This window comes from Amycolatopsis sp. DSM 110486, from assembly GCF_019468465.1.
Lineage (GTDB): Bacteria > Actinomycetota > Actinomycetes > Mycobacteriales > Pseudonocardiaceae > Amycolatopsis.
This window is the reverse complement of the sequence record NZ_CP080519.1, coordinates 6,026,574-6,053,219: the sequence shown is the minus strand read 5'-3', so window position 1 is coordinate 6,053,219 and position 26,646 is coordinate 6,026,574. Positions and strand designations below refer to the sequence as shown.

The 26,646-nt window shown below is 71.8% G+C and carries 29 protein-coding genes; 11 read left to right on the top strand and 18 right to left on the bottom strand.

Going from position 1 to position 26,646, the window contains the following annotated elements; translation table 11 throughout:
• Positions 1-21: 21 nt before the first annotated feature.
• Together hisH and K1T34_RS29410 are read right to left on the bottom strand one after the other, a co-directional pair.
• Positions 22-642, bottom strand: coding sequence for an imidazole glycerol phosphate synthase subunit HisH (gene hisH, locus K1T34_RS29415; protein ID WP_220247479.1), 621 nt, complete (start codon positions 640-642; stop codon positions 22-24).
• A gap of 42 nt (positions 643-684) precedes the next feature.
• Positions 685-1,569 carry a hypothetical protein gene (locus K1T34_RS29410; protein ID WP_220238012.1) on the bottom strand — a complete coding sequence of 295 codons (885 nt, stop codon included), beginning with the start codon at positions 1,567-1,569 and terminating at the stop codon, positions 685-687.
• A 140-nt stretch (positions 1,570-1,709) separates the two neighbouring features.
• Between K1T34_RS29410 and K1T34_RS29405 the strand changes: the two genes are divergently transcribed.
• Together K1T34_RS29405 and K1T34_RS29400 are read left to right on the top strand one after the other, a co-directional pair.
• A complete protein-coding gene (locus tag K1T34_RS29405) occupies positions 1,710-1,904 on the top strand; it encodes a hypothetical protein (protein ID WP_220238011.1) in 195 nt (64 codons plus the stop codon).
• A gap of 44 nt (positions 1,905-1,948) precedes the next feature.
• The gene (locus K1T34_RS29400; RefSeq protein WP_220238010.1) at positions 1,949-3,121 is read left to right on the top strand and encodes an acyl-CoA dehydrogenase family protein; all 1,173 of its coding nucleotides are present in this window, start codon (positions 1,949-1,951) and stop codon (positions 3,119-3,121) included.
• A gap of 51 nt (positions 3,122-3,172) precedes the next feature.
• Here K1T34_RS29400 and K1T34_RS29395 read toward each other — a convergent pair whose 3' ends face one another.
• Both K1T34_RS29395 and K1T34_RS29390 read right to left on the bottom strand, forming a co-directional pair.
• Complete coding sequence (locus K1T34_RS29395) at positions 3,173-4,072, bottom strand: transketolase family protein (RefSeq protein ID WP_220238009.1); 900 nt, start codon at positions 4,070-4,072, stop codon at positions 3,173-3,175.
• Between the two features lie 5 nt (positions 4,073-4,077).
• On the bottom strand, positions 4,078-4,764 hold the full coding sequence (locus tag K1T34_RS29390) for a thiamine pyrophosphate-dependent enzyme (protein WP_220238008.1): 687 nt from the start codon (positions 4,762-4,764) through the stop codon (positions 4,078-4,080).
• A gap of 53 nt (positions 4,765-4,817) precedes the next feature.
• Here K1T34_RS29390 and soxR point away from each other — a divergent pair, with 53 nt between their 5' ends.
• Positions 4,818-5,279 (top strand): redox-sensitive transcriptional activator SoxR, encoded by a 462-nt coding sequence (gene soxR / locus K1T34_RS29385; RefSeq protein WP_220238007.1) that lies wholly within the window; start codon positions 4,818-4,820, stop codon positions 5,277-5,279.
• A gap of 61 nt (positions 5,280-5,340) precedes the next feature.
• Positions 5,341-5,886, top strand: a complete 546-nt coding sequence (locus K1T34_RS29380; RefSeq protein ID WP_220238006.1) for an RNA 2'-phosphotransferase — start codon at positions 5,341-5,343, stop codon at positions 5,884-5,886.
• Here K1T34_RS29380 and K1T34_RS29375 read toward each other — a convergent pair.
• Positions 5,883-6,458, bottom strand: coding sequence for a TetR/AcrR family transcriptional regulator (locus K1T34_RS29375; protein ID WP_220238005.1), 576 nt, complete (start codon positions 6,456-6,458; stop codon positions 5,883-5,885). The genes K1T34_RS29380 and K1T34_RS29375 overlap by 4 nt on opposite strands.
• A 207-nt stretch (positions 6,459-6,665) precedes the next feature.
• Between K1T34_RS29375 and K1T34_RS29370 the strand changes: the two genes are divergently transcribed.
• Positions 6,666-8,867 (top strand): MMPL family transporter, encoded by a 2,202-nt coding sequence (locus K1T34_RS29370; RefSeq protein ID WP_220238004.1) that lies wholly within the window; start codon positions 6,666-6,668, stop codon positions 8,865-8,867.
• Positions 8,868-8,894: 27 nt separating this feature from the next.
• Here the strand turns inward: K1T34_RS29370 and K1T34_RS29365 are convergent, their stop codons facing one another.
• Entirely contained in the window at positions 8,895-9,053 is a 159-nt protein-coding gene (locus K1T34_RS29365; protein WP_220238003.1) for a hypothetical protein, read from the bottom strand.
• Positions 9,054-9,214: 161 nt separating this feature from the next.
• Here K1T34_RS29365 and K1T34_RS29360 point away from each other — a divergent pair, with 161 nt between their 5' ends.
• Positions 9,215-9,718 carry a GNAT family N-acetyltransferase gene (locus K1T34_RS29360; RefSeq protein ID WP_255637668.1) on the top strand — a complete coding sequence of 168 codons (504 nt, stop codon included), beginning with the start codon at positions 9,215-9,217 and terminating at the stop codon, positions 9,716-9,718.
• Between the two features lie 33 nt (positions 9,719-9,751).
• On the opposite strand, the gene hisB is transcribed toward K1T34_RS29360, so the two are convergent.
• The 3 genes from hisB to hisD are packed head-to-tail and all read right to left on the bottom strand — an operon-like array spanning position 9,752 to position 12,788.
• A complete protein-coding gene (gene hisB, locus K1T34_RS29355) occupies positions 9,752-10,351 on the bottom strand; it encodes an imidazoleglycerol-phosphate dehydratase HisB (RefSeq protein ID WP_220238002.1) in 600 nt (199 codons plus the stop codon).
• Entirely contained in the window at positions 10,348-11,466 is a 1,119-nt protein-coding gene (locus tag K1T34_RS29350) for a histidinol-phosphate transaminase (protein ID WP_220238001.1), read from the bottom strand. The genes hisB and K1T34_RS29350 overlap by 4 nt, the downstream gene beginning before the upstream one ends.
• Complete coding sequence (gene hisD / locus K1T34_RS29345) at positions 11,463-12,788, bottom strand: histidinol dehydrogenase (RefSeq protein WP_220238000.1); 1,326 nt, start codon at positions 12,786-12,788, stop codon at positions 11,463-11,465. Before hisD ends, K1T34_RS29350 begins: the two co-directional genes overlap by 4 nt.
• Before the next feature lie 84 nt (positions 12,789-12,872).
• Between hisD and K1T34_RS29340 the strand changes: the two genes are divergently transcribed.
• Positions 12,873-13,667: a carbon-nitrogen hydrolase family protein gene (locus tag K1T34_RS29340; RefSeq protein WP_220237999.1), complete on the top strand. Its 795-nt coding sequence runs from the start codon at positions 12,873-12,875 to the stop codon at positions 13,665-13,667.
• A gap of 374 nt (positions 13,668-14,041) precedes the next feature.
• Here K1T34_RS29340 and K1T34_RS29335 read toward each other — a convergent pair whose 3' ends face one another.
• From K1T34_RS29335 to eccB, 3 genes are read right to left on the bottom strand one after another with little or no spacing between them, the layout of a single operon-like run.
• Entirely contained in the window at positions 14,042-14,710 is a 669-nt protein-coding gene (locus K1T34_RS29335) for a response regulator transcription factor (protein ID WP_220237998.1), read from the bottom strand.
• Position 14,711: 1 nt separating this feature from the next.
• Entirely contained in the window at positions 14,712-15,395 is a 684-nt protein-coding gene (locus K1T34_RS29330) for a response regulator transcription factor (RefSeq protein ID WP_220237997.1), read from the bottom strand.
• A 14-nt stretch (positions 15,396-15,409) separates the two neighbouring features.
• On the bottom strand, positions 15,410-16,831 hold the full coding sequence (eccB, locus tag K1T34_RS29325) for a type VII secretion protein EccB (protein ID WP_220237996.1): 1,422 nt from the start codon (positions 16,829-16,831) through the stop codon (positions 15,410-15,412).
• Between the two features lie 145 nt (positions 16,832-16,976).
• Between eccB and K1T34_RS29320 the strand changes: the two genes are divergently transcribed.
• On the top strand, positions 16,977-18,062 hold the full coding sequence (locus K1T34_RS29320; protein ID WP_370643396.1) for a type VII secretion protein EccE: 1,086 nt from the start codon (positions 16,977-16,979) through the stop codon (positions 18,060-18,062).
• Here the strand turns inward: K1T34_RS29320 and K1T34_RS29315 are convergent.
• Positions 18,017-19,357 carry an MFS transporter gene (locus K1T34_RS29315; protein ID WP_220237995.1) on the bottom strand — a complete coding sequence of 447 codons (1,341 nt, stop codon included), beginning with the start codon at positions 19,355-19,357 and terminating at the stop codon, positions 18,017-18,019. The two genes, K1T34_RS29320 and K1T34_RS29315, sit on opposite strands and share 46 nt — an antisense overlap.
• 97 nt (positions 19,358-19,454) lie before the next feature.
• On the opposite strand from K1T34_RS29315, the gene K1T34_RS29310 reads away from it, so the two are divergent.
• The 3 genes from K1T34_RS29310 to K1T34_RS29300 are packed head-to-tail and all read left to right on the top strand — an operon-like array spanning position 19,455 to position 21,966.
• Positions 19,455-20,429, top strand: a complete 975-nt coding sequence (locus K1T34_RS29310; protein ID WP_220237994.1) for an Lrp/AsnC family transcriptional regulator — start codon at positions 19,455-19,457, stop codon at positions 20,427-20,429.
• Positions 20,430-20,459: 30 nt separating this feature from the next.
• Positions 20,460-21,161, top strand: coding sequence for a GNAT family N-acetyltransferase (locus K1T34_RS29305; RefSeq protein ID WP_220237993.1), 702 nt, complete (start codon positions 20,460-20,462; stop codon positions 21,159-21,161).
• 13 nt (positions 21,162-21,174) lie between these two features.
• Entirely contained in the window at positions 21,175-21,966 is a 792-nt protein-coding gene (locus K1T34_RS29300; protein WP_220237992.1) for an SAM-dependent methyltransferase, read from the top strand.
• Here K1T34_RS29300 and eccD read toward each other — a convergent pair.
• From eccD to K1T34_RS29275, 5 genes are read right to left on the bottom strand one after another with little or no spacing between them, the layout of a single operon-like run.
• Positions 21,963-23,342 (bottom strand): type VII secretion integral membrane protein EccD, encoded by a 1,380-nt coding sequence (eccD, locus tag K1T34_RS29295; RefSeq protein ID WP_220237991.1) that lies wholly within the window; start codon positions 23,340-23,342, stop codon positions 21,963-21,965. The genes K1T34_RS29300 and eccD overlap by 4 nt on opposite strands.
• A complete protein-coding gene (locus tag K1T34_RS29290) occupies positions 23,339-23,662 on the bottom strand; it encodes a YbaB/EbfC family nucleoid-associated protein (protein ID WP_220237990.1) in 324 nt (107 codons plus the stop codon). The genes eccD and K1T34_RS29290 overlap by 4 nt, the downstream gene beginning before the upstream one ends.
• Positions 23,659-24,165, bottom strand: coding sequence for a hypothetical protein (locus K1T34_RS29285; RefSeq protein ID WP_220237989.1), 507 nt, complete (start codon positions 24,163-24,165; stop codon positions 23,659-23,661). Before K1T34_RS29285 ends, K1T34_RS29290 begins: the two co-directional genes overlap by 4 nt.
• Before the next feature lie 7 nt (positions 24,166-24,172).
• Positions 24,173-25,525, bottom strand: coding sequence for a hypothetical protein (locus tag K1T34_RS29280; protein ID WP_220237988.1), 1,353 nt, complete (start codon positions 25,523-25,525; stop codon positions 24,173-24,175).
• Positions 25,526-25,528: 3 nt separating this feature from the next.
• Positions 25,529-26,626: a WXG100 family type VII secretion target gene (locus K1T34_RS29275; protein ID WP_220237987.1), complete on the bottom strand. Its 1,098-nt coding sequence runs from the start codon at positions 26,624-26,626 to the stop codon at positions 25,529-25,531.
• Positions 26,627-26,646 lie beyond the last annotated feature (20 nt).

Here is a 26,646-nt window from a genome sequence, read left to right as displayed (position 1 = left end):
ACCGCACCGAACCAGGCCGGACTAGAGAGTGGCCAGCCAGTTGCGCAGCAGCTTCGCGCCCGCGTCGCCCGACTTCTCGGGGTGGAACTGCGTGGCCCACAGCGGGCCGTTCTCCACCGCCGCCACGAAGTCCTCGCCGTGGTTGGCCCAGGTCACCTTCGGCTGCCGCCCGGCAAGGCCGGACTCCAGCTCCCACTCGCGCGCCGCGTAGGAGTGCACGAAGTAGAAGCGCTCCTCCGGGTCGATACCGGCGAACAGCTGCGAGTCCTCGGGCGCGCGCACGGTGTTCCAGCCCATGTGCGGCAGCACGTCGGCGTGCAGGCGCTCGACAGTGCCGGGCCACTCCCCCGTGCCCTCGGTCTCCTCGCCGTGCTCGACGCCGCGGCTGAAGAGGATCTGCATGCCCACGCAGATGCCGAGGACGGGACGGCCGCCGGCCAGGCGCTTGCCGATGATGCGGTTCCCGTGCACGTCGAGCAGCCCCGCCATGCAGGCGGAGAAGGCTCCCACCCCGGGCACGACCAGCCCGTCGGCCTCGAGCGCGGCATGCGGGTCGGCGGTGACCTCCACCTCGGCGCCCGCGCGCGCGACGGCGCGTTCGGCTGAGCGGAGGTTGCCGGAACCGTAGTCGAGAATCACCACACGAGACACACGGCAAGCCTAGTCCCGGGGCGGGAGCGCACGTCAGCCGCGGCGGAAGGAGTAGACGTCCGTCACGGTGTTGCAGGGCGCGGGCGGCACGACCTCCACGCGCAGGGTGCCCGTCGGCGCGTCGTAGTCCACGCCTTCCGGGGTGAACGCGCCGGCGCAGGTGCTCGACAGCGGCAGCTGGCCGAGCTCCTTCACGTGCGCCCGGACGTCGTGGCCGGTGAGCGCGTGGGGCAGGTCGACCTGCAGGAGCTGGTAGCTCGTCGGGTACAGGTCGTTGTTGGAGTCCGACGTCGCGCACAGCAGGCGCGTCGCCGAGACGAAGTCGCAGCCCTGGGCCGCCCGGATCGGGTGGTCGAGGCGGATCCGCGCCGCGAGCGGCAGGTCGCCGGCCACGCGCGGGGCGCGGTGGTTGAGGAACGGCGTGGGCGAGACGAACAGCTCCGTCGCGTCGCCGAGCGCGCCCGAGACGAGCCACTGGCCGTCGGGGCTCACGGCGACCTGGGCGTTGGCGTTGGGCGCGGGTTCGTCGGCCGCGAGCGGGTGCACGAACTCCGTGGTCTGCCCGGACGGCGAGGTGACCAGGTACATCTTCGACACCGCCGGGTTGGTGACGGTGTCCTGGTAGACGTCGAAGGTGTAGCCGCGCAGGGAGTCCGGGTCGCCGACGTGACCCCAGCCCTCGTCCTTCAGCGGCTGCGGGATCGTGGTGCCGTTGCGGTAGACCGTCTGCGGCGCCTGGCCCGGCAGCCGCAGCGTGGTGATGCCTTCGCCGCTGACGGAGTTGGCGACGGAGACCTTCCCGGTCTGGCGCCAGCCGCCGAGGGAAGCGGCGGGGCTCGCCGTGGCAAGGGAAGCGCAGCTCAGAACAGCCGCGGTGGACATTACGAGGGCTTTCGCCGCCGACGTCGACAGACGCATGGTTCGCTCCTTCGCGAACGTGACCTTGGCGGCGGCCCGCGAATTTTTGCACGCGACCCCGTTTCACCGGAGGCCCCGCTGGGTATTCACCCGTTCGGCTGAGGCGCCGCCGGCGCCCCCGGACGAGGGAAGAGGAAGACATGTCCGAGTCGGACCTCCTCTGCCAGATGTTCGAAGCGTGGCGGGACGACATCAACAGCGTGCCGTTTCCGCAGTTCACGACGCTGGTGATCCCTCCGCAACCCTCCCGCGCACACGTCGAGGCATGTCGTTCTCGTGACGCTCGCAAAGAGAACGTGATGAATCCCACGCACTGGAACCGGGGTCATCTGTGATTTCCTGCTCGCACCGCGTCGACGCGAGCCAGTAGGAGCAGCCGATGAGCAAGAACCCGGATCCACACGACTTCCTCGATCTCGACGCAGGACTGGCCGAGGAGGATCGGGCCATCCGGGACGCGGTCCGCGACTACGCCCGCGACCAGCTCCTCGACCACGTGGCCGAGTGGTACGAGTCGGGCTCGCTGCCCGCCCGTGACCTGGCCAAGGGCTTCGGGCAGCTCGGCCTGCTGGGCATGCACCTGGAGGGCTACGGCTGCGCCGGCACGAGCGCGGTGGCCTACGGCATCGCGTGCCGCGAGCTGGAGGCCGTCGACTCCGGCCTGCGCAGCTTCGTCTCCGTGCAGGGCTCGCTCGCGATGTTCGCGATCCACCGTTGGGGCAGCGAGGAACATCGGCAGGAGTGGCTACCGAAGATGGCCGCCGGCGAGGCGCTGGGCTGCTTCGGCCTCACCGAACCCGACGCCGGCAGCGACCCGGGCAGCATGCGCACCCGCGCGGTGCGCGACGGCTCCGACTGGGTGCTCAACGGCACGAAGATGTGGATCACCAACGGCACCGTCGCCGACGTGGCCGTGGTCTGGGCGCAGACCGACGAGGGCATCCGCGGCTTCGTGGTCCCGACGTCGACCCCGGGCTTCACCGCCAACGAGGTGAAGCACAAGCTTTCGCTGCGCGCGTCGCTCACGGCCGAGCTCGTGCTCGACGGCGTGCGGCTGCCGGAATCCGCGGCGTTCCCGGAGGTGCGTGGCCTGCGCGGCCCGCTGTCCTGCCTCAACGAAGCGCGCTACGGCATCCTGTTCGGCGTCGTCGGCGCCGCCCGCGCCTGCTACGAAACGGCGCTGGACTACACGCTCACGCGCGAGCAGTTCGGCAAGCCGCTGGCGAGCTTCCAGCTCACGCAGCGCAAGCTGGCCGATCTGCTGGTCGAGGTCAACCGCTCAGGGCTCGTCGCGCTGCACATCGGCCGGCTCAAGGACGCCGGCGAGCTGCACCACAACCACGTGAGCTTCGGCAAGCTGGCCAACGTCCGCTCGGCGCTCGACGTCGCCCGCACCGCCCGCTCCATGCTGGGCGCCAACGGGATTTCGCTGGAGTACCCGGTGATGCGGCACATGGCGAACCTCGAGACGGTGCTGACGTACGAGGGCACCGAGGAGATGCACGCGCTGTCGCTGGGCCAGTCGGTGACGGGCATCGCGGCGTTCCGCTGACCGTCCGGAGTGGACGGGTCGCCGGGACCCCCAGCCCCGGCGACCCGAGACTCACGGTCGCAGGAAGTCCTTGAGGGACAACGCGATCGAGCCCGCGTCGAGGCCGTGCGCGAGGTCGTGGTCGGCCCGCTTCCCGTAGGTGCGGACCTCCGTGTCGCGCAGCGTGCCGAGCGACAGCAGGCGGTGCGGAACGTCTCGCAGCGCTTCGCTCACGTGGTAGGCAGAAGTGCCCTTGAGGTACGGCTCCACGAGCACGATGTCGGCGATGTCCCCCACGGCGGCACGCAGCCCTGCGGCGTCGAACGGGCGGATCGTCGACGCGTACAGCACCGTCACGTCGAGGCCTTCGCTCGCGGCGAGCACCCGGTCGAGCGTCGGACCCACAGCGAGCACGACGCCGTTGCTGCCGCTGCGCACCCGCTGGAACCCGACGCCGAGGTGCGGTTCGGCGTTCTGGTCGGCCGAGAGCCGCAGGTACACGCGGCTGTCGCCGGGCACGGAGTCGAGCAGCAGGCGGCGGGCCTCGTCGGGGTGGCCGGGCACGTGGACGTACCAGCACGGCAGGGAGTCGATCAGCGCGACGTCGCCCGGCGACTGGTGCGTGCGTCCTTCGGCCGGCATGTCGTAGGACGAGCCGTAGGACACGAGCACGGCGCCGGCGTCCTGGTGGACCAGGTCGAGCTTGATCTGCTCGAACGCGCGCTCCACGAGGAACGACGAGAACGTGTGGATGATCGGGCGCAGGCCGGCCAGCGCGAACCCGGCGCCCGTGCTCACGAGCAGCTGCTCGCGGATGCCGACGTTCACCACCCGGTCCGGGTGCCGCCGCGCCACACCGGCGAGCTGGGCGGCGGAGATGTCGGCGAGCACGACTGCGACATCCGGGTCGGCGTCCACGATCTCCTCGGTGGTGGCGAGGAAGGTTTCGCGCATGTTCACAGTGGTCGGCATGTTCGTCAGCCCTTCGGTTCGACGACGGCGACCACGGCGAGCGGGCGCCCCGGGTGTTCGGTGGTGAACGCGTCGTAGAGCGCTTCGTGGTCGCGGCCGGAGACGGTGCGCGTGGCCCAGCCCTCGACCTCGAACCGGCGCGCGATGCCGCCGGGCCAGCCGTGCGTGGACGACTGGTTGTCCACGACCACGGTGGTCAGGTTGTCCAGGCCCAGGCGCGCGGCGACGACGATCGCTTCGGAGTTGGTGCCTTCGTCGAGTTCGGCGTCGCCGACGAGGGTCACCACGCGGCTGACGTAGCCGCGCGCCCGCAGGCCCAGCGCGGTGCCGAGGGCGATCGGCAGGCCGTGGCCCAGCGAACCGCTGGAGATCTCGACGCCGGGCGCGCGTTTGCGGTCCGGGTGGTGGCCGAGCCGTGAGCGGGCCGAGGACCAGTCGGCGAGCTCGGCCTCGTCGAGGAAACCCTTGACGGTGAGCACGGCGTAGTAGGCCATCGGTCCGTGTCCCTTGGAGAGCAGGAACCGGTCACGGCCGGGGTCGTGGAAGTTTTCGGGCGAGATGTCGAGCACGCGGTCGTAGAGCACCCAGAGAACGTCTACTGTGGACTCCGCCGCGGCCTGGTGCTTGTCGTCGCCGGTCATCAGCGAGATCAGCCTGGGCAGATCCGCGTATGCCGTTGCTGTGGTGGTCATGTTCCCACCGTGCAACCTCGACCAATGTCTAGGTCAAGCGCTAACCTGGACCAATGACGAGGTTGGCGGAGCACTTGAGCATCGGGCAGGTCGCCGAACGCAGCGGCGTTCCGCACACGGCCCTGCGGTTCTACGAGGACAAGGGGCTCATCACGTCCGAGCGCTCGGCCGGCAACCAGCGCCGCTACCCGCGTTCGGTGCTGCGGCGCATCGCCTTCATCCGGGCCGCGCAGCGCGTGGGCCTTTCGCTGGAGGACATCAGCGGCGCGCTGGCCACGCTGCCCGCCGACCACGCGCCCACGAAAGCCGACTGGGCGCGGCTCTCGCGCGAGTGGCAGCACGAGCTCGACGCGCGCATCGACGCCCTGCAGCGCCTGCGCGACCGCCTCACCGGCTGCGTCGGCTGCGGTTGCCTCTCGCTGCGCAGCTGCAGCCTGTACAACGCCGACGACGAGCTGGCCCGCTTCGGCCCCGGCGCGAGCAAGCTGCGCCCGGTCTCCGAGGGCGGCATCTGAGCTTCCCCGCGGCCGAATTTCCGTTGTGGCGCGGGCGCGGATATGGGTCACTTGAGCCGTTATGGATGAGAAACACATGATCCGCGTCTCGAAGCGGCTTTCCCACCACCTGCGCCACGAACCCGAGTCGATCGGCCTCACGCTCGATGCCGCCGGCTGGGTCGGGGTCGACGAGCTGCTGGCGGCGCTGCGCGCCCACGGCGTGCGGGTGAGCCGGGCCGAGCTGGCGGAAGTGGTGGAGCGCAACAACAAACAGCGCTTCGCCTTCGACGGGAGCGGAACGAGGATCCGCGCGAACCAGGGGCACAGCGTCAGCGTCGAGCTGGGTCTGGAGCGCCTCGCTCCGCCCGAGGCGCTCTACCACGGCACCGCGACGCGCTTCCTGCCCGCGATCTACACCGAAGGACTGCGGCCGATGCGCCGCCACGCCGTGCACCTGTCGGCCGCCGTCGAAACCGCGCTCGCGGTCGGGGCCCGGCACGGTCGTCCGGTGGTCCTTCGCGTTGCCGCGGGCGAAATGGCCGTCGCGGGACACGAGTTCCAACGCAGCGCGAACGGCGTGTGGCTGACCGCCGCCGTCGCGCCGGAGTACCTGACCGAGAACTAGTCGTGGTGCCGGCGGGGCCGGCCGAGCAGCCGGCGGCCGGCGTCGACGAGCTCGCGGCGCAAGCTTTCGTCGTCGAGCTGAGCGATGTCCGGCGAGCCGCCCGTCATGGCGAGGCCGGTGAGCGTGACCAGCGCCGCCACCCGTGAGGAGATGTCGGGCTCGGGCCCGGCCAGGATTTCGATGAGGGCGTTCTTGAAGCCCTCCATCCCGCGCGTCGAGTTCTCGATCGCGCGGTTGATGCCCGGGTCACTGGAGAACAGCGCGACGAGCACGCGGTGGCGCACCACCAGATCCACGAAGCCCTCGAGCAGGTAGTCGACCTGCGTGCCGCGGCGGCGCTGCTTCGCGGCCTCCGACACGATGTGGTCGAGCTCGCGGATGGCGGGCGCCGCGACGGCTTCGGTGATCTCCGCCTTGGTCTTGAAGTGGTAGTACACGGCCGCCTTGGTCACCCCGAGCGCGTCGGCGATCATCTGCAGCGACGTGCCCTCCACGCCGTGTTCGGCGAACAGCCGCAGCGCGGTGCCGAGCAGCCGCGTCCGAGTGTCCTCTGCCGGGGCGGCGGTAGTCATCGTTCCTCCTCGTCAAGCCCAGGAAGCGTACGTGACAGCTAGTCGATCGGCAAACCGAGATACTTGCCGATCGACAAGCAAACTCCTAGCCGTGCGGCTAGTCACATACTTGCCGATCGGCTTGGCAGCCTCCTTGCCGATCGGCTAGCTTCGGAATCACTGGTTCGTGTGACGAAGGCCCTATCCGGGCGAAACGGAGAAACACTCGTGGCGACATTTCTGTACCGGCTCGGCCGGTTGTCGTTCCGGCGCCGCGCTCTCGTCTCGGCCGTGTGGGCGGCCGTGCTCGTGGCGCTCGGCATCGGCGCGCTCACGCTGTCCGGCCAGCTCTCGGACTCGGTGACGATCCCCGGGACCGAGTCACAGCAGGCGATCGACCAGCTCCAGGCGAAGTTCCCGCAGGCCGCGGCCGGTGGCGCGACCGCGCGGGTCGTGATCGCGGCCCCGCAGGGCCACACCGTGACCGACGCCGCCGGCAAGGCCGCGGTCGAGTCGACGGTGGCGAGCCTCAAGACGGCACCGAAGGTCTCGAGCGTGGCCGACCCGTTCCAGGCGAAGTCGATCTCGCCGGACGGCCGTGTGGCACTCGCCCAGGTGAGTTACCAGGTCAAGGGCTTCGAGCTCACGGACAGCGACCGCCAGGCGCTGCTCGACAGCGCGAACGGCGCCAAGCAGCGCGGTTTCGAAGTCGAGTTCGGCGGCGACGCGGTGCAGGCGATGCCCGCGACCGGCGCCACCGAGGGCCTCGGCGTGGCCGTCGCGGCCGTCGTGCTGATCATCACGTTCGGATCGCTACTGGCCGCCGGCATCCCGTTGCTCACCGCGCTGATCGGTGTCGGCATCGGCATGGCGGGCATCATGCTGGCCTCGGGTTCGCTCGAGCTGAACTCCAACACCCCGGTGCTGGCCCTGATGATCGGGCTCGCCGTGGGCATCGACTACGCGTTGTTCATCGTCTCCCGCTACCGGCACGAGCTCAGCATCGGGCGAGAACCCGAGGAGGCCGCGGGCCGAGCCGCGGGCACGGCCGGGTCCGCGGTGGTGTTCGCCGGGCTCACCGTGATCATCGCCCTGGCCGGGCTCACCGTGGTCGGCATCCCGTTCCTCGGCCAGATGGGCATCGCCGCGGCCGCGACCGTCGCGATCGCCGTGCTCATCGCGCTCACGCTGCTGCCGGCCATCCTCGGTTTCGCCGGTACCCGGGTCATGGGCGGCCGGATCCGCCTGCGCCGCAAGACGGACAAGGCTTCGCACGGCGAGCGCTGGGCCCGGTTCGTCGCCCGGCACCGCTGGCCCGTGCTACTCACGGCGCTCGCCGGCCTCGTCGTGGTCGCCATCCCGGCGCTGAGCATGCAGCTCGGCCTGCCCAACGACAGCACCGCGGCGCCCGATTCCACACAGCGCAAGGCCTACGACCTCGTGAGCGAGAGCTTCGGTGCCGGCGCCAACGGCCCGCTGCTCGTCGTCGTCGACACCGGCGTGAACCACGACCCCGAGTCGCTGAAGCAGGCCGTCGCGGGCATCAGCACACTGCCCGACGTGGCCGGGGTGACGCCGCCGCGCGTGAACGCCGACGGGGACACGGCGCTGCTGACCGTGATCCCGAAGAGCGGGCCGAGCAGCAAGCAGACCGAGGACCTGGTGGCGGCGATCCGCTCGCAGTCCGAGGCGCTGCACGAGACCACCGGCGCGAGCCTCGCCGTGACCGGCCAGACGGCCGCGAACATCGACGTGTCCGAGAAGCTGTCCGACGCGATGATCCCCTACCTGGCGCTGATCGTCGGGCTCGCGTTCATCCTGCTGATGCTGGTGTTCCGCTCGATCGTCGTGCCGCTGAAGGCGACGCTCGGCTTCCTCGGCTCGGTGGTCGCGACGTTCGGCGCCGTGGTCGCGGTGTTCCAGTGGGGCTGGCTGACCGACCTGCTCGGCGTCGCGTCGACCGGGCCGATCATGAGCATGCTGCCGATCCTGCTCATCGGTGTCCTCTTCGGACTCGCGATGGACTACCAGGTGTTCCTGGTGACGCGGATGCGCGAGGAGCACGTGCACGGCGCCGACCCGCAGGAGGCCATGGTCACCGGCTTCCGCCATGGATCGCGCGTGGTCACGGCCGCGGCCCTGATCATGATCAGCGTGTTCGCGGGCTTCGTGCTGGCGGAGTCGACACTGATCCAGTCGATCGGCTTCGCGCTCGCGTTCGGCGTGTTGGTGGACGCGTTCGTGATCCGGATGACGATCGTGCCGGCCGTGATGTCGCTGCTCGGGCGCCACGCCTGGTGGCTGCCGCGCGGTCTGCACAAGGTGCTGCCGAACGTCGACGTGGAGGGTGAGGGCCTGGCCAAGGCGCTCGAAGCGTCCGACTCCCGCGGCAGCCGCGGTGACGACGAGCGCGAGCCCGCCCGCGTGTGAAGCCGCGCCGTCCGTCTGGCGGGTCGCTCAGCCGACCAGCCAGGCGACGGCGCCGCCGATCGCCAGCAGTGCCGCGACACCCAGGGCCACGGCGATGAACTTCGCCGTTTTCCACGTGGAGTAGACGCCACCGGCCAGGAAGCCGGCGAGCGCCAGCAGCAGGATGGCGACAATCTCTTTGCTCACGAAGCTCAGCGTGCCACACGACCTCCACCCGGCCAGGACTGGGCAGCGAGGCCGCGGCGCTCTCCGATGCGGAGTCGGCGTCGAGCACGTGACCCACGTCTCCCTCGTTCTGCGGACCCCCGGGCATCGCGTTCGGCGGCTCGACGTGGCAAGCTCTCCGGGTGAGCGGAGCCGCCGATGCCGAGATCGTCCTGACCCCGCTGGACGAGCAGGCCCTGGTCCGGCTGCTCGACGTCGCGGTCGAGGGCGCCGACCCGCTCGAGGTGTTGCCGCCGATGGACGGCCCACCGGGCTGGACCCCCGAGCGGCGTGAGGCGTTCCTGGTGTTCCACCGCCGGAATTCGCTCGACCCGGAGACGGCGACCACCTCGGCCTGGACCATCCAGGTCGGCGGCACCATCGTCGGCGGCGCGCGGCTGCACCCCGTCCACCGTGGCAAGTCGGTCGAGATCGAGGCCCAGGTCTGGGTCGCCCGCTGGGCCAGGGGCCGCGGGATCGGCAAGTGGGTCACCGAGACCCTGATCGACGCGGCCCGCGAAGGCGGCGGAGGCCGGTATGTCGCTTCGACCACCACGGACAACAAGGCGGCACAACGCCTGATGAAATCCGTCGGTGCGAACGTCGACCTGCACGACGGCGGCGTCGACTCGCACCTCGAGATCTAGTCAGGCGTTGTACCGGCCCCGGAGGAGCTTTCCCTAGAGCACGCCCTTCGTGGACGGGATCCCGGCCGCTCGCGGGTCGGGTTCCGTGGCAGCGCGCAGAGCCCGCGCGACGGCCTTGTACTCCGCCTCCGCGATGTGGTGCGGGTCGCGGCCGTGGATCACGCGCACGTGCAGCGCGATCTGCGCGTGGAACGACAGCGAGTCGAACACGTGGCGCGTGAGCACGAACGGGTAGTTGTTGCCGATCGTGAACGTGTTGAACTGCTCCGGCTCGCCCACGTGCACGCAGTACGGGCGGCCCGAGACGTCGATCGCCGCGTGGGCCAGGGTTTCGTCCATGGGGATCCACGCGTCGCCGAAGCGGCGGATGCCGCTCTTGTCGCCCAGGGCCTGGCGCAGGGCCTGGCCCAGGACGATGGCGGTGTCCTCGACGGTGTGGTGCGCGTCGATGTGGATGTCGCCGGTCGCCTCGACCTTGAGGTCCAGCGAGCCGTGCACGCCGAACGCCGTGAGCATGTGGTCGTAGAACGGCACGCCGGTGGAGATCTCGACCTGGCCGGAGCCGTCGAGGTCGAGCTGGACCAGGATCGACGACTCCTTGGTCGTGCGTTCCACCTTGCCGATGCGGGTCATCGCGGTACTTCCTTACTCGCCTCGAGGAACGCGTCGTTCTCTTCCGGGGTGCCGATGGTCACGCGCAGGTGGCCTTCGATGCCGACGTCGCGGATCAGCACGCCGTGGTCCAGGTAGGACTGCCAGCTCGCCTTCGCGTCGGCGAACTGTCCGAAGAGGACGAAGTTCGCGTCGCTCGGCACCGGGGTGAACCCGAGTCCCAGCAAGGCTTCCACCACGCGGTCGCGTTCGGCGGAGAGCTTGTGGACGGTGGCGAGCGTGGCGTCGGCGTGGCGCAAGGCGGCGCGCGCGGCGGCCTGCGTGAGCTTGGACAGGTGATACGGCAGGCGCACGAGCTGCAGGGCGTCCACGATGGCCGGCGCGGCCGCGAGGTAACCCAGCCGTCCGCCGGCGAAGGCGAACGCCTTGCTCATGGTGCGCGAGACGATCAGCTTCGCCGGGTACTCGGCGATGAGCCGGACCGCACTGGGCTGCGAGGAGAACTCGGCGTAGGCCTCGTCCACCACGACGATGCCCGGCGCGGCTTCGAGGACCCCGCGCAGCTGCTCCAGCGGGATCGACCCACCGGTGGGGTTGTTCGGGCTCGTCACGAACACGATGTCCGGCTGCCGCTCGGCCACCAGCTCCGCGGCGCGCGCGGTGTCGAGCGTGAAGTCGGGCCGGCGCGGCACCGGCACCCACTCCGTGCGCGTGCCGGAGGAGATGATCGGGTGCATCGAGTACGACGGCTCGAAGCCGAGCGCGCTGCGGCCCGGCCCGCCGAAGGCCTGCAGGATCTGCTGCAGGATCTCGTTGGACCCGTTGGCGGCCCACACGTTCGCCTCCGACAGCACCACGCGCGTCGACACCGTGAGGTAGTCGGCGAGTTCGGTGCGCAGCACGACGGCGTCGCGGTCCGGGTAGCGGTGCAGCGAAGCGGCTTCGGCGCGCACGGCCTCGGCCACGTCGGCCACCAGCTCGGGCGGCGGCGGGTACGGGTTCTCGTTGGTGTTGAGCCGCACGGGCACGTCGAGCTGCGGTGCGCCGTAAGGGCTCTTGCCGCGCAGGTCCTCGCGCAGCGGCAGGGCGTCGAGGGTCACCTCGGCGCCGGGCACGGCCGGGGTCGCCTCGGTCATCGGCCCTCCCCCGCGAACCGCGCGGTCACGGCCTCGCCGTGGGCGGGCAGGTCCTCGGCGTCGGCGAGCGCAACGACGCGGCCGGCGACCTCGCGCAGCGCGTCCTCGCTGTAGTCGACCACGTGGATGCCCTTGAGGAAGCTCTGCACCGACAGGCCTGAGGAGTGCCGCGCGAAGCCGCCGGTGGGCAGCACGTGGTTGGAGCCGGCGCAGTAGTCGCCGAGCGACACCGGTGCGTAGGCCCCGACGAACACCGCGCCCGCGTTGCGCACGCGGCCGGCGACTTCCCTGGCGTGGGCGGTCTGGATCTCGAGGTGCTCGGCGGCGTAGGCGTCGACCACGCGCAGGCCTTCGTCCACAGTGGACACCAGGATGATGCCGGACTGTTTGCCGCCCAGCGCCTGCCCGACGCGTTCGCTGTGCTTGGTGGCCGCGACGCGCTCGGCGAGCTGCTTGTCCACGGCGTCGGCGAGCTCCTCCGACGTGGTGACCAGGACGCTCGCGGCGAGCGGGTCGTGTTCCGCCTGGCTGATCAGGTCGGCCGCCACGTGGACCGGGTCGGCCGTCTCGTCGGCGAGGATCGCGATCTCGGTGGGCCCGGCCTCGGAGTCGATGCCGATCACGCCGCGCACGAGGCGCTTGGCGGCGGTGAGGTAGATGTTGCCCGGCCCGGTGACGATGTCCACGGGGGCGAGCTCGGCGCCGTCGGTGTCCGTGCCGCCGTACGCGAGCAGCGCCACGGCCTGCGCGCCGCCGACGGCCCACACCTCTTCGACGCCCAGCAACGCGGCGGCCGCGAGGATCGTCGGGTGCGGCAGGCCGCCGAAGGCCGCCTGCGGGGGCGAGCAGACCACCAGCGAACGCACGCCCGCGAGCTGCGCGGGGACGACGTTCATGACCACGGTGGACGGGTACACGGCCAGCCCGCCCGGTGCGTACAGCCCGACGCGCTCCACCGGCACCCAGCGCTCGGTGACCGTGCCGCCGGGGACCACCTGCGTGGTCACGTCCTGGCGGCGCTGGTCGGCGTGCACCTTGCGGGCGCGGCTGATCGACTCCTCGAGCGCGGCGCGCACCTGCGGGTCCAGCGCTTCGAGGGCCTGGGTGAGCTCGCCCACGGGCACGCGCACGGTCGCCGGGCGGACCTTGTCGAACTGCTCGGTGTACTCGAGGGCGGCCTCCACACCGCGGTCGCGGACCGCCTCCACCACCGGCCGAACGTGATGCAGCGCCGCGTCCACGTCGTATTCGGCGCGCGGCAGGGCGGCGCGCAGTTCGGCGGCGGTCGGGACCTGCCCGCGCAGGTCGGTGCGGTTCAGCATGGTGACCAGGGTACGAGGTGGCTCTCGGGCTTCGGGCAGGGATACTCGGTGGTGACGACTTGTCCCACGATGAGGGAGTGCCCTGTGCCGCGGATCGCGTTGTGCCAGCTCAACTCGGGCGACGATCCGGAGGACAACCTGAAACTGGTTCGCTCCGGCGTCGAAGCCGCGGCGGCGGACGGCGCCCGCATCGTCGTGTTCCCCGAAGCCACGATGGCGCGCTTCGGCCGACCCCTGGGGCCGGTCGCGCAGCCGCTGGACGGGCCGTGGGCCTCGGCCGTGTCGGCGATCGCCGAGGAGCACGGGGTGCTGGTGGTGGCGGGGATGTTCACGCCGGCCGAGGACGGACGGGTGCGGAACACGCTGCTGATCACCGGGCTCGGGCAGCGGCTGGGGTACGACAAGATCCACCTGTACGACGCGTTCGGGTTCGCGGAGTCGGACACGGTGGCGCCGGGTGAGACCCCTGTGACGTTTGAGGTCGAGGGGACGGTGTTCGGGGTGGCTACGTGTTACGACATGCGGTTTCCGGAGCTGTTCCGGAGTCTTGCCGATGATGGCGCGGACATCGTGCTGGTCCCCACCTCTTGGGGTGCTGGGGACGGGAAGCTGGACCAGTGGCGGGTGTTGGTGCGGGCGCGGGCGTTGGACTCGGGTTGCTGGGTCGTGGGGTGTGGGCAGGCTGATCCGGCGGCTTCGGGGATCGAGGTGAATCCGAAGGCGCCGACGGGGATCGGGCATTCGGTGGTGGCGGATGGGTTCGGGCGGGTGCTGGTGGAGTTGGGGGATGCGCCGGAGACGGTTGTGGTGGAGGTGGATCCGGCGGTGGCGGGGAAGGCTCGGGGGGCTACTGGGGCGTTGGCGAATCGGAGGCTTTAGAGGTCCTTCGTGGGGCGTGTTGCGGTGGGTGCGGTTTCTGGTCCTCGCAGGGCGTGTTGCGTGAGGCTGTGCGGGGGATGCGGTCCTCGCGGGGGCGTGTTGCGTGGGGTGTGCACCCCGAAGCTGGATTGTGTTGACGGCCGGTGAGCCGTCCGCAAGAAGGCTTCGGATCGGGGTGCCGGGGCGGGTCTGGGTGCAGGGTTCCGCTGCGTGGGTGGGCGGCGGTCGTGAGGGTGGACGCGGCCAGGGTGCATGGTCAGTTGGGCAGGCGGGCGGCGGTTTGGTGGGGCCAGAGCGCCCCAATGTGGCGTTCGGTGCGTTGAGCGCAACCAATGCCGCGTTGGGGGGCGAGGGGAGAGCCGAGGCCGGGAGGGTCAGCGGAGCAGGCCTTCGCGGATGGCCACTCGGACGAAGCCCGCGCGGCGGCGTTCGCCCGTTTTGTCGCGGATGCGGTCCAGGTAGGAGCGCACGGTGCGGACGCTGATGTTCAGGATCTCGGCCACGTCGACGTCGCGTTCGCCGGCGGCGACCAGGCGCAGGACTTGCCTTTCGCGTTCCGACAGGACGATCTTGGGGCCCGCGTGGCGGTCTTCGCTGTCCTGGATGATCATGCCGGCGAGGGTGGGCGAGACGTAGGCATTGTCCTGGGCGATGGTGCGGATGGCGCGCAGGAGCTCGTCGCCGTCGACGTCCTTGGACAGGAAGCCCTTGGCGCCCGCCTGCATGGCGCCGAGGACCTCGGGCTGTTCGGCATGGGCGGAGACGACGAGGACCTTGTGGCCCATGTGGCCGACCTCGAGGACGGCGGCCGCGTCCTGGACCCCGCGCAGTTTGAGGTCGAGGACGACCACGCTGCCCGGCGGCTGCTCTTGCACGGCGAAGCGGGCGACGGAGTCGGCGACGGCGCCGAGCTCGATGTCCGGGGCTTCGGTCAGTACCCGGGCGACGGCGTCGCGGTAGAGCGGGTGGTCTTCGATCACGCCGACGCGGATCCGGTCGATCCCGGCCGGCTCCTCCGCGGCGCCTCCCCCAGCGTCGGTCATGTCAGGAAGTCCTTCCCGCGCCGCCCACCAGCCCCCGGCGGATGGCTTCTTTCACCAGGCCCGGCCGGCGGCGTTCGCCTGTCTTGTCGCGGATGCGGTCGAGGTAGCCGCGCACCGTGCGGACACCGATGTCGAGAATGGCGGCGATGTCGATGTCCCGCTCGCCCGCCGCGACAAGGCGCAGCACCTGCTCCTCGCGGGGCGACAGCTCCATCTCCGGCCGCGTCACCGGCCGCTCGGTGTTGTCCTTGATGATCATCCCGGCGACCACGGCCGACACGTACGAGCCGCCCTCGGCCACCGCGCGGATGGCGGTCAGCAGCTCGTCGATGTCCACGTCCTTGGACAGGAACCCCTTGGCCCCGGCGGAGATCGCGGCGAGCACCTGCTCCGACTCGGCCTGAGCCGAGACCACGAGCACGTGGTGCCCGAGCTCGCACACCTCCAGCACGGCGGCCGCGCCCGCGACACCCGGCAGCCCGAGGTCGAGCAGCACGACCGAGCCCGGTGGCTGGCGTTCCACGTGGAAACGCGCGACGGAGTCGACGACCGCCCCCAGCTCGATGTCCGGCGACTCGGCGAGCACGCGCTCCACCGACCGCCGGTACAGCGGGTGGTCTTCGATCACCGCCACCCGGATCCGGGCGGGCTGCGTCTCTTCGGCGCGTGGCCGTTCCTCTGTCATGTGCACCGACTCGCTCACCCCGTTCCACCCGACGGCACCGGCTGCCCGGCCGTGGCCGGATCCAGCGCGGGTCCCGTCGGCACCAGTGCCAGGAGACCGCTCGCGAGCGCTTGCCTGGCCACGGAACCGTAACCGAGCGAGGCGAGCGCCGGGGCGGTCGCGACCGGATATTTTCTCCCCAGGTCCGTGACCAGGTAGGTCGTGCCGGAACCGGTGTCGGAAACGACCGCGCCACCCGAGGGCGGCACGTACACCTCGTCGGCGACTCGGGCGTCGCGCCGTGTCGTGACGGGCAGCGCGCGCCCGCCCGGCGGCACCGGCACGTCGGCGGAGACGAAGATCCGCCCGCCCTGCGCGCACAGCGTCACCGACGAGCCGGTGATCGGCGCCTTGCCGGGGATCCGGTCCGGGTAGGCGGCCGGGTCCGCGCCGCCGGCCCGGGAAGCCGCGACCTTCGGCACCGCGGCGACGTCGGCCGCGCGTACGCGCACCGGCGCCGGGTTGCCCTCATACGCGGACTCGTTGTCGGGCGTGGTGACGAGCAGGCTCGCCTCCGTCTGGCCGACTGGCTCGAGGCCGGCGGAGTGCACGAGGTAGTACGAATTCGCGTCGCCGGCGCTGGCCATGGCGTCGACCACGGCGAGGACCTCGCCCACGCGGGTGTTGACGCCGCCGACGCGCGGACCGGGGCCGCCGGCGCCGGGAACGGCGATCTCGCCGAGGTCGCGTCCGGCGGGCACGGTGTCGATCCACCGCGACGACACGGCGATGGTCGGGTAGCTGTCGAACTGCAGCGCGGCCGCGGCTTCGTCGCTGAGCTGGTAGCGGCGCCCGTCGGTGACGAGGTAGCGCTGGCCCGCGGGCAGCCGGACGATCACGCCCGAGCCCCGCGGCAGCTCCGTTCCAGCGGCCGGCGCGCCGAGCACCACCGCCACGAGGGGTTCGGCCGACGCGGGCGCGTCCTGCGTCGTGCGGCTGCAGCTGGTCCACGGCGCCGAGACGAGCGCGGTCGTGGCCGGCAGCGAGTCGGGGGCGCCGGAGATGCCGATCTCCGTGCCGCGCGGGGCGGCGCCGAGGTCGGTGGAGGACACGGACACGGTCGCGTCGCCGTTGCCGCCCGCGAGCAGGCGGGCCGAGGCGTAGTTGAGGACGGGGTGCACCGCGCCGTCGGCGCCGAGCACGAACCGCGCGCCCGTGCCCTCCTCGACGATCACGTGGCCGCCGGCCAGCCAGTCTTTGCCGCCCGAGGGGTTGAGCAGGCCGATCACGCCGAACACGGCCGTCACCAGCAGCGCTGCGGCCAGGCCCAGCACCGTGCCGAGCACGAGCCGGCGGCTGGGCGACACGGGGTGGTTGGCGTCGGCGGCCACGAGCGCGGAGACGAGCCTCCGCCGAAGGAACTGGTAGGCCTGGATCTGGTCCCGCTGCGTCCACACGCTGCTTCGGCCCCCTGCCCTTCGCGCCTCTTCCGGGCGCGAGCGTAGGAGCGCACGAGCGCGGAGGACGAGGGTAATTTTTACGCCCACGCGACGGTGTGTGGGGCGCTAGCGTCGCCGGTACCGCCCGGGGAAGGGGACGCCTGTGTCCGTGTCAGCACCGCCGGCGCCGGTGGCCGTCACCGTGCCGGCTTCGCGGGCCGGCACCGCCGCGTTGCCGTGGCTGCTGCCGGTCCGGCCGCTGCAGGCCGGGCTGTGGGAGCTCGCGGCGATCGCGGTGCTGCTGGTGTTCGCCATGGATGGGGTCGCGCAGCCGGTGCGGATCGCCGTGGCCTCAGTCGCGGGGGTGCTGGTGCTGACCACGTCGGTGCGCGTCGGCGGCCGCCACTTCGCCGCGTGGGCCGGCGCGTGGCTCGGTTACCGGCTGCGGCGCCACGACAGCCGCCGCGACAGCCCCGATCCGCTGCACCGCGTTGCCGGGCCCGTGCGGGTGCGCCAGCACGTGGACCGCGCCGGCAACCGCTTCGGTGTCGCCGAGGTCGCCGGCGACTGGAGCGCCATCGTCCGCCTCACGCCCGGCGCGAGCGAGCCCCCGGCCGAGGCGCTGCTCGCCATCCTGCGCAAGTCCTTCCACGGCACCGACATCCCGCTCGCCGCCGTGCAGCTGCTCACCTGGGCCGTGCCCCGCGGCGCGCAGGTCTACCGCGCGCGCTGGCTCGCCGTCCGCTACCGCCCCGAAGACGCCCCCATCGCCGCCCTCGCCCGCGGCGGCGGCGAGCTCGGCGCACTGCGCAGCACGGCGAGCGCGGCGCTGAGCCTGATGGTCGCGCTGGCCGAGGCGGGCTATCCGTCCACTGTGCTCGAAGCCGGCGAACTGACCGCGGAACTGCGCGTCGCCCTCGGCGTCCCCGCCTCGCCGGTACCCCTGGAAACCGACGGCGACGGCTGGCGCGCCTGGTCCTGGGCCGGCGCCACCCAGTCCTGCTACCGCCCCCGCTCGACGCGCGACCTGCCCCGCATCCTCGGCCTCTCCGTGCCGGAAGCCGCGTTCACCGCCACGTCCGCCACCCTGCGCCGCACCCCGGGCGGCCGCGAACGCATCGATGTGACGCTGCGCGTAGGGGCCCGGTCGGGTGCGGAAACGCCGGTGGTGCAAGGAGTTTCGGCCGTTCCACTGCATGGGGGTCACGAAGCTGCGGTCCGGCGGACGCTCCCGCTCGCCCTGACCTGATCGCGGGTCATCCCGACGCCGGTCACCGCGGCGGCGGCCAGCAGCGCCACCGCGATCCAGCACGCGGTGGGCGCGCCCGCGGAGAAGAACACGCTGCCGAGAGACGCGACGCCCAGGGTGGCGCCCAGTTGCTGCACCGCGTTGAGCAGGCCCGCGGCCGAACCCGTTTCCTCTGGCCGCACACGGTGCAGGGCCACGGTGAAGAACGGCACGGTGAACAGCCCGATCCCCAAGCCGCCGACGGCGAGGGGCACCAGTGGTGACCAACCGGCCGCGAACGCCGCCGCCAGGCCCGCCACGCCGGCCGCCAGGAGGGCGAGGCCGGCGAACAACAACCGCCCTCCGAAACGGGGCACGAAGTAGGTGCCGGCCACCCAGGACGACACCGCGAGGCCGGCCGACCAGGGCAGCAGCGTCAGACCCGCCGTGCGGGGGCCGGCGTGTTCGGCGACCTGGAGGTGGAGCACGACGACCTGCATGAGGCCGTTCATCACCGCGAAGAACAGCACGGAAGTGAGCAGCGCGGCGGGGAAACCCGCGTCGCGGAAGAGGCCGGCTTCGATGAGGGGGCTGCGGTCGCGGCGCCAACGCTGGTGAAAGCCGAACACCACGAGCAGCACCAAGCCACCCGCGAAGATCCCGAGGTGCCAGCCGGCCACGAGCGGGTAGACGACCAGGCCCGCACCCGCCGCGACGAGTGCGGTGCCGACGAGGTCCAGGCGCGGCCGCGCCGAAGCCCGGTCTTCCACCAGCAGCCCCGCGGCCGCGAACACCGCGAGCCCCAGCGGCACCGTCACCAGGAACACCGCGCGCCACGACCAGGCCTGCGTGAGGACGCCGCCGAGGACCGGGCCGCACACGGCGGCGAGGCCCATCACGGGACCGATCGCGCCGAGCGCCTTGGCGCGGTCCGGGCCGTCGAACATTGCGCGGATGAGGCCGATGGTCTGTGGGATCACCAGCGCGGCCGCGGCGCCCTGGATCGCGCGGAACACCAGCAGCAGCACCGGCGAAGGCGCGAGCGCGCACGCCGCCGAGGCCAGCGTGAACACCGCCACGCCGATCCGGAACACCCGGCGCCGGCCCGCGATGTCGCCGAGGCGGCCGCCGGTGACGAGCAGCAAGGCGAACGGCAGGGTGTACGCCGCGCTGTACCAGCTGATCGTGGTCGCCGGGCCGCCCAGCTCGGCGTGGATCGCGGGTGCGGCGACCTGGACGATCGTCGCGTCGAGCAAGTTCATCGCCTCGGCGACGAGCAGGACGGCGAGTGCGGCCCAGCGGTGGTGATTCGGCATGCCACCGAGCTTGGGGAGAGCAGCGAGATCGTTCCAGCCACAAGACGATTTGTGGACAAAGATTCCACCAGTGCCCGATCGAGCGCAGAATTACTCCATGCTCGACGACCTCGACCGCGCTCTCGTCCACGCCCTCCAGCTCGACGGCCGCGCGCCGTTCGCCCGGATCGGTGCGGTGCTCGGCGTCTCGACGCAGACCGTCGCGCGCCGCTACCGGCGGCTGCGCGCGGAGGCGGGCCTGCGCGTGGTCGGGCTCGCCGACCCGCACCGCACCGGGCAGGCGCAGTGGCTCGTGCGGCTGACCGTGGTGCCCGGCGTGGCCCAGCGCGTCGCCACGGCTCTGGTGCGCCGCACGGACACGACGTGGGTGAAGCTCGCCGGCGGCGGCACCGAGATCTGCACGGTGGTCGTCACGCCGACCGACCGGGACCATTCCCTGCTGCTGCGCGACATCCCGCGCACGGCGGGCATCACCGGCGTCTCAGCGCACCGGATGCTGCACACCTACCTCGGCGGCCCGTCCGCGTGGCAGGGCCGCGTCGACGGGCTCACCGAGGAGCAGCAAGCGCGGCTGACCCAAGAAGTCAGCCCCAGCCCGGTCCCGCTCACCGAAGCCGACACACCGCTGTTCACCGCACTCGGCCAAGACGGCCGCGCCGGCCAGGCCGAGCTATCGGCCGCCACCGGACGCTCCCCCGCCGTCGTCGCAAGGCGGCTCGCGGACCTGCGGGCGGCCGGCGCGTTGTTCTTCGACGTCGAGATCGACGCGGGCCTCTTCGGCGCCACCACGCAGGCGCTGCTGTGGATGGCCGTCGCGCCGGCGGACCTCGACGCGGTGGGCACGACGCTCGCCGGGCACCGCGAGCTCGCGGTCGTCGCCGCGACGACCGGTCCCACCAACCTGCTCGCCCACGCCCTGTGCACCGACGCGTCCGACCTGCACCGGTACCTCACGCAACGCCTCGGCACGATCGACGGCATCCGCACCTGCGAGACGGCGCCGGTGCTCCGGACGCTCAAGTCAGCCAGTCCGATTGGCCCTCCGTTCGCCGGCCTGAATCGGCCCTTCTGAGAGTGCCACCGGCCGGTTAGGGTCGAACGCATGGCGCTCAACCTCGCGGTGGCGAACGCGGCCGCCTTCTGGACGATCGTCGCCGAGAGCCGCGGCCACGCCGTGACCACGCGGCCCGGCTTCGTGTGCGTGCACGGCAGCGAGCGCAGCGGGATGCGGATCGTGCTGAGGACCGCCACCCCGAGCGCCGACGACGTCGCCGAGCTCACCGAGCTGGCGAAGAACGCGCCAACTGTCCTGGTCGAAGACGCGTACGGCACTGTCGACATGTCGCTGCTCGGCCTCACGTCGCGCCAGCTGCCCGTGATGACCCGCACGGGCCCCGGCTTCGGTGAGCGCAGCGCCCTCCGCGTCGAGACCCCAGACCTGCTCGCGACGGTGGAAAACGTGGTCGTCCACGGCTTTCCGCTCGGGCGCCACCAGCCCTACGTCCGCGGCGAGGTCTTCCCGCCCGCCCTGCTGGCGCGCGACGGCGTCACCACCTGGCTCGTGACCCGCGACGCCGAACCCGCCGGCGCCTGCCTCGTCATCGACGACGGCGCGGCCGTCGGCCTCTACTGGGTCACGACCCTGCCGGCCCACCGCTCCCGCGGCGTCGGCCGCGCCCTCATGCACACCGTGCTGTCCGAAGTGGACGGACGAACCGTCACCCTCACCGCCGCCAAACCCGGCAAACCGCTCTACGAATCCCTCGGCTTCACGACGGTCGGCTCGGCCACCTGGTGGTCCTAGGTAGGTTGGCGCCATGACCGTGGGCAGTGCCTTCTGGATCGCCGCCGCCCGCGCTCGGGAGTCCGAGCGCGCGGACCGGCTCTTCGACGACCCCTTCGCCCGGGAACTGGCCGGAGAGCGCGGCTTCGCGACGATGGCCGCCTCCGAACGCGCCACCGGCGGCGAGAACCCGTACCTCCCCGTCCGCGTCCGCTGGTTCGACGACCTGGCCACGGCAGCACGGGACGTAACGCAGGTCGTGCTGCTGGGCGCGGGCCTGGACACCCGCCCGTACCGGCTGGACCTGCCGGCCACGCTCGACTGGTACGAAGTGGACCGTGCGGAAGTGTTCGCCACCAAGGAACCCGTCCTCGCGCAGGCCGCCCCTCGGTGCCGCCGCCACACCGTCGCGGCCGACCTCAACGCCGACTGGGCCACGCCTCTGCTCGACGCGGGCTACCAACCCGGCGCGCGAACGCTGTGGCTCGCCGAGGGGCTGTTCTTCTACTTCGCCGAAGACCAGATCGTCGCGCTGCTGAAGACCGCGGCACAGTTGTCTGCGCCGGGCAGCCGCTTCGCCGCCGACGTCTCCGGCACCACCGGCCTCGACTCCCCCGCCATGCAGCCCTACCGCAAGTGGTGCGCCGACAACGGTTTCCCACCACCGTTCGGCTCCGACGACCCGGCCGCGCTGTGCCGAGCCGGCGGCTGGACCGCGGACCACCTCACCGCCCCCGGCGCTGCGGACGCGAACCACGGCCGTCTCCACCCCCAGCCCGGAGGCGTCGTCCCCGGCCGCACCCACTTCGTGACCGCGACTACCTAGCCACGCACGGCTTCGTACACCCCCGCGATCATCCCCACGAACGGCACCAACGCCAGCAGCACCAGGAACTCGGAAACGTCCAGCAAACGCGACCAATACGGCGACCGCACGCCCTTCGCCACCCGCGTCGCGTACACCAGACAGACCACGGCGGCGATCAGCAAAGCCGCGCCGGCAGCAAGAAGCAGCGTGCGGTTGTCGGTCGCGATCAGCCACGCGCCGGCCGTGAGCACCGTGACCACGCCGAAACCGGCCAGCGCCAGGCGTTGCTGCCGGCCCGCGTAGGAACGCGATCGCTGCACCCACGCGACGCCCACCAAAGCCGCCAGCCCCGCCTCCCACGGCCCGCCCGAAGCGGCGAGCGTCACCGCCGAAGCCACGACGACGAGACCCAAAGCCACGAGCAACGCCGTCAGCAACATCTGCGCATACGTGGTCCGGCCGATGACCTCCGCGCCGAGGGACGGCTGTTCGTCGGCACGGAAGGATTCCATGTCGTCCGGCACCCGCGGCAGCGGCAGCCGGCCCAGGCGCAGCGCGAGCATCGGCGTCACGGCCGCCAACGCCGTCGCCAAGACCGCAGCGACAGCCGCCGCGGCGACCGGCGTCACCCCGGACAGCAACACCACGCCGGTCGTCAGCGCACCAAGACCGGCCGAACCCGTGATGGCCACGAAAATCGGCAGCCGGTCGGCCACCGACACCGCGGCCAGCACGCCGTACACCGTCACCGCGGCCAAACCCGCGGCCAACGGACCGGCCGACAGGGAGATCACGCCATGCGGTGGCAGGATCGACATCCCCGCCAGCAGTGCGACGAACACCCCCGCCACCGCACCGGCCGCACCCGCGCCCGAGTCACCGTAGGCGCGGCTCAACGCGCCGCCGCCGAGCAGAAGGATCAGCGACAACAGCCCCGTCGCGATCGGCGCCAGCACGCTGCCCGCCGTCGACGCCTGCACCAGCAGCCCACCGGCCGCCAGCAGCACTACGGCCGCCGCGATGCCCGCGCGCCGCGCGATGCGAGGGCCCCACGCGGTGGACGCGGCGTCGCCGACGCTGGCGATCGAGTCCACGACATCGTCGAACAGCAGGGGTCCGCGCGGACGTTCTCGCGGAGTCAGGTGCAGCACCTCACCGTCGCGCACCTGCGCGGCGGCCACGGTGAGCCCGAGCGCGAGCGGCGCGCCGCCGAGCCGCGAGAGCACCCACCCCGGGTGCTCGGCCGCGGCCTGGCCCGTCGCACCGGCGAGCCGCACGAGCTGCGGCACGAGCTCCGCGAACGTGCTTTGCTGCGGCAGCGCGACGTCCACGCGGGCGCGCGGCGTCACGATCGTCACGCGCCGGGTGGACCCGGCCAGCGCCGGGGCGCTCACTGCACGGACCTGGACGCCTCGATCACCGGGGCGAACTTCGCGCTGCTCGCCTCGGCCAGCTTCTGCAGGCCCGCGTTCACCGCCTCGAGCACGATCTCCGACAGGTTGCGCGCGTCGTACTCGCGGATCGCACGCGGGTCGATGTCGATGGAGGTGAAACGGCCGTCGCCGCGCAGCGACACCGTGACCTCGTTCTGCCGCGAAGCCGCCTTGACCTCCATGGCCTCGACCGAGCGCTGGATGCGCTGCACCTCTTCGGTCTGCCGGCGGACCTGCGCCAGCAGCTCGTCCATGTCCGGCACGGCGTACGGGTCGGTCACAGCTGTTCTCCTTCTCCTGCGGGGTGGTTGCGGCGGACGTGCACGCCGGCGACGAATCGGCGGAAGTCGGGCGTGAGGCGTTGCGCCGCCTCGGGTTCGGCGGTGAAGACGAGCTCGAGCACCACGCGCGCGATCGGCCCGTCGGCACCCGGCACGGTGAGGAACACCTGTGTCTGCACCAGATCCGTGCCCTCGCCGGTGCGCATGCGCAGCACCTGCGTGAGCCCGGGTGCGGTGGTGTCGCCGACGTCGTGGCGGCTCACCACGTCGAGCAGCGCCATGGTGCGGCCCAGGCGTTCCACGGCCTCGTCGGCGATCTCGGCCAGCGTTGCCGGGTCGGGGCGCTGACGCACGCCGAGCGTGATGTTGGGCGTGAAGCCCGCTTCGGGGTGCACCGCGACGAACGCGACGCCCGGCGCGCCCGCCCCCGCCGGGTCGAGCGGCATCCACCCCTCGGGGACGTCGAAACCCAGCGGGAGCGAGACGGTTTCAGGGACAGTCACGGTGTTTTCACCAAGATCCCACGTAGTTCACGGCGTCGTCCCACGTGTGGCCGACGTAGTCCGCCGCCTCGTTCGCGGCGCTGCCGACGGCGTCGACCGCCGCGCCGCCGTACTCGCCAATGGTGTGGCCCAGCTTCGGCAGGTCGATGTCGATCTTGGCCCCCACGCCCGCGCCGAGGCCGAGCGCGACGCCCGCCTTGAAGTTCACCTTGATGTGCCCCGCGTCGTACACGGCCTGGCCGTCGAGCTGCGCGCCGAGGCCGTACTGCAGCGTGCCGTTGGCGCCGACCCCGACGCCCGCGACGTCGGCCGAGACCTCGCCTTCGACCTTGCCGCCGACGAACGCGTTGCCGTGCAGCCCCAAGCCGTGGGCACCCAGCTGCGCCGAACCGCTCACCTCACCGCCGGCGAAGACCGAGGCCTTCCCTTGGGCCTCCGCGACGCCGTACTCGAGCTTGCCGTCCACGTCCTTGTCGAGCGCGGCGAGCTGGGCGTGGCCCGAGGCCTTGGCGTCCCAGCCTTCGGAGGTGATCTTCCCGTCGTACTCGGGAGACAAGCCGTCCTGGTCGTGCTTGGTCTTGAGGTAGGTGATCTCGGTGTTCTTGAATGCCTTGTCCTTCAAGGTTTCCGGCTCCGGCTGGCCGAAGGGCGTGTCGGCCTTCTTCGGCGCGCGCGTGCCCCGCAGGCCGTCCCAGGTGAGCTTCTTCCAGCCGGAGTTGCCGAACCACGAGGGCACGGTGCGCGGCCGTTTGCGCCCGTCGAGGGGTTCGCCGTTGAGCCAGCTCAGCGCGCCCGTGCTCCACTTGCCCAGCTCGTGTTCCAGCCGGCCGACTCCTTCGGGCGGGAAAAGCTGTGCCAGCGCTTCGGAAAGCTCGTCGGCCACCTGTTTCGCCATCGCGACGGCCTGCTCGCCGAGCTGGCGCGCGGCGGAGATGAACGCGCCGACGGCGTTGGGGTTGGCGGCCTTGGCCTGGCTGGTGAGCTGGGCGCCGTACTGGTCGAACTGCGCGAGCACGGAGTCGAGCGCCTGGCGGGCCCATTGCAGCAGTTGCGCGGCAGAGGCCAGGCGCTTGGCCTGGTCGGCCAGCAAGGTGGCGTCTTCGGTGAGCTCGTCGGCCGACTTCTGCGCGGCCGTGGCGTAGGCGGTGTAGGCGGCGCCGTCCCAGTCGGTGTGCAGGTCCTTGGCCGCCTGGGAAATCTCGGTCGCCTTGCCGGACACCGTCGACGCCTGCGTACCGCACTGCTGCGAAGCGGTGTTCAGCGCCGCCGGGTCGCCCGTGACCCGACGCTGGCACTCGACCAGCACCTGCCGGTAGGACGACAGGACCGAGCTGACGACCCCGGAGGCGTCGACGGCCATGGCCTAGGCGCCCTTCGCGTCGATGTCGACGTGCTGCTGGAAGTGCTGGCCGTTGTAGGTGAGGTCGAGGTTGATGTCGAGGTCCTGGCCGGCGGGCGCCTCGACGGTCGACTGGCCGGTGGACAGGTCGGTGTGGATCACGACCTCTCCTGCGCCGGCGGGGGCGATCGGGCTGACGGTGCCGCCCGGCGGAGCGGTGGGCGCGGTGGGCTGGATCGGCGTCGTGCTCGGCGCCGAAGTACTCGGGTCGACGGCGATCCAGCTGTTGGCCGGGTCGAGCGGAGTGCCGTTGGCCGTCACCGGTGTGGTCGGGGTGGTTCCCGTGGTCCCGGCCAGCGCGGGCGGCGTGTAGTTGGTGAACGGCGGCTGCCCGGCCGGCGCCGTCGCCCCACCGCCCACACCGCCGCCGGTGCCACCGGCGATCGTCTGCTGCCCGGCCGCGCTCGCCACCGACGGCGGCGCCTGCGGAGCGGTGACCGGGGTGCTCGACACGGCCGTGTTGCCGGTGGCGCCGGCCGCGGCGGCCGAACCGGCGTCACCGCCGTGGAAAAGCTTCTCGATCTCGCCGATGATCTGCGCGACCTGCGTGATCTGGTTCGCGAGGTCACCCGCGCCGAGCGCCTTGAGCAGCGCGCCGATCGCCGTGATGAACGCCTTCAGCGAAGCACTCGTGGCCGTGGACAGTGCCACGGCGGCGCCGTAGGTCCACCAGTTCGACATGAGCGACGCGACGGTGGGGTTCACCGCCGAGACCACCGAACGGTAGGCCTCCTGCGCCGTCTTCACGAGCGTGCCCGACACGCCGAGCAGCTGCGCGCCCTTCTCGATCACGCCGATGATCTTCGTGAGCTGGTCGAGCGAATCGGTGATCTTCTTCAGCGCCGACTCCGACGCGGTGCCGGACCAGACCTTGCCCAGCTGGTCGGCCGCCTTGCTCAGCTCGGTGTAGAGCGACGCGAACTCGCTCGCCTTGTGCAGCAGGTCGAGCACGTGCTTCGCGATCTGCTCCGGCTGGCCGGTGACGATCTGCGGCAGCGTGGTGATCGGGCCGCCCGAGGACGCCGTGGCGTCCATCGCGCTGGAGTTCGGGAATGTCAGCATCGGACCTCACTTGCTCGGGA

What these genes read in the sequence shown, in the direction of transcription:
- K1T34_RS29405 (WP_220238011.1), top strand. Translation starts at nt 1,710, where the DNA reads ATGTCCGAGTCGGACCTCCTCTGCCAGATGTTCGAAGCGTGGCGGGAC.
- K1T34_RS29305 (WP_220237993.1), top strand. Translation starts at nt 20,460, where the DNA reads ATGGCGCTCAACCTCGCGGTGGCGAACGCGGCCGCCTTCTGGACGATC.
- K1T34_RS29350 (WP_220238001.1), bottom strand. Translation starts at nt 11,466, where the DNA reads ATGACCGAGGCGACCCCGGCCGTGCCCGGCGCCGAGGTGACCCTCGAC.
- hisD (WP_220238000.1), bottom strand. Translation starts at nt 12,788, where the DNA reads ATGCTGAACCGCACCGACCTGCGCGGGCAGGTCCCGACCGCCGCCGAA.
- K1T34_RS29400 (WP_220238010.1), top strand. Translation starts at nt 1,949, where the DNA reads ATGAGCAAGAACCCGGATCCACACGACTTCCTCGATCTCGACGCAGGA.
- K1T34_RS29300 (WP_220237992.1), top strand. Translation starts at nt 21,175, where the DNA reads ATGACCGTGGGCAGTGCCTTCTGGATCGCCGCCGCCCGCGCTCGGGAG.
- K1T34_RS29310 (WP_220237994.1), top strand. Translation starts at nt 19,455, where the DNA reads ATGCTCGACGACCTCGACCGCGCTCTCGTCCACGCCCTCCAGCTCGAC.
- K1T34_RS29315 (WP_220237995.1), bottom strand. Translation starts at nt 19,357, where the DNA reads ATGCCGAATCACCACCGCTGGGCCGCACTCGCCGTCCTGCTCGTCGCC.
- K1T34_RS29395 (WP_220238009.1), bottom strand. Translation starts at nt 4,072, where the DNA reads ATGCCGACCACTGTGAACATGCGCGAAACCTTCCTCGCCACCACCGAG.
- K1T34_RS29380 (WP_220238006.1), top strand. Translation starts at nt 5,341, where the DNA reads ATGGATGAGAAACACATGATCCGCGTCTCGAAGCGGCTTTCCCACCAC.
- K1T34_RS29330 (WP_220237997.1), bottom strand. Translation starts at nt 15,395, where the DNA reads ATGACAGAGGAACGGCCACGCGCCGAAGAGACGCAGCCCGCCCGGATC.
- K1T34_RS29390 (WP_220238008.1), bottom strand. Translation starts at nt 4,764, where the DNA reads ATGACCACCACAGCAACGGCATACGCGGATCTGCCCAGGCTGATCTCG.
- K1T34_RS29335 (WP_220237998.1), bottom strand. Translation starts at nt 14,710, where the DNA reads ATGACCGACGCTGGGGGAGGCGCCGCGGAGGAGCCGGCCGGGATCGAC.
- hisB (WP_220238002.1), bottom strand. Translation starts at nt 10,351, where the DNA reads ATGACCCGCATCGGCAAGGTGGAACGCACGACCAAGGAGTCGTCGATC.
- K1T34_RS29280 (WP_220237988.1), bottom strand. Translation starts at nt 25,525, where the DNA reads ATGGCCGTCGACGCCTCCGGGGTCGTCAGCTCGGTCCTGTCGTCCTAC.
- K1T34_RS29275 (WP_220237987.1), bottom strand. Translation starts at nt 26,626, where the DNA reads ATGCTGACATTCCCGAACTCCAGCGCGATGGACGCCACGGCGTCCTCG.
- K1T34_RS29375 (WP_220238005.1), bottom strand. Translation starts at nt 6,458, where the DNA reads ATGACTACCGCCGCCCCGGCAGAGGACACTCGGACGCGGCTGCTCGGC.
- soxR (WP_220238007.1), top strand. Translation starts at nt 4,818, where the DNA reads ATGACGAGGTTGGCGGAGCACTTGAGCATCGGGCAGGTCGCCGAACGC.
- K1T34_RS29410 (WP_220238012.1), bottom strand. Translation starts at nt 1,569, where the DNA reads ATGCGTCTGTCGACGTCGGCGGCGAAAGCCCTCGTAATGTCCACCGCG.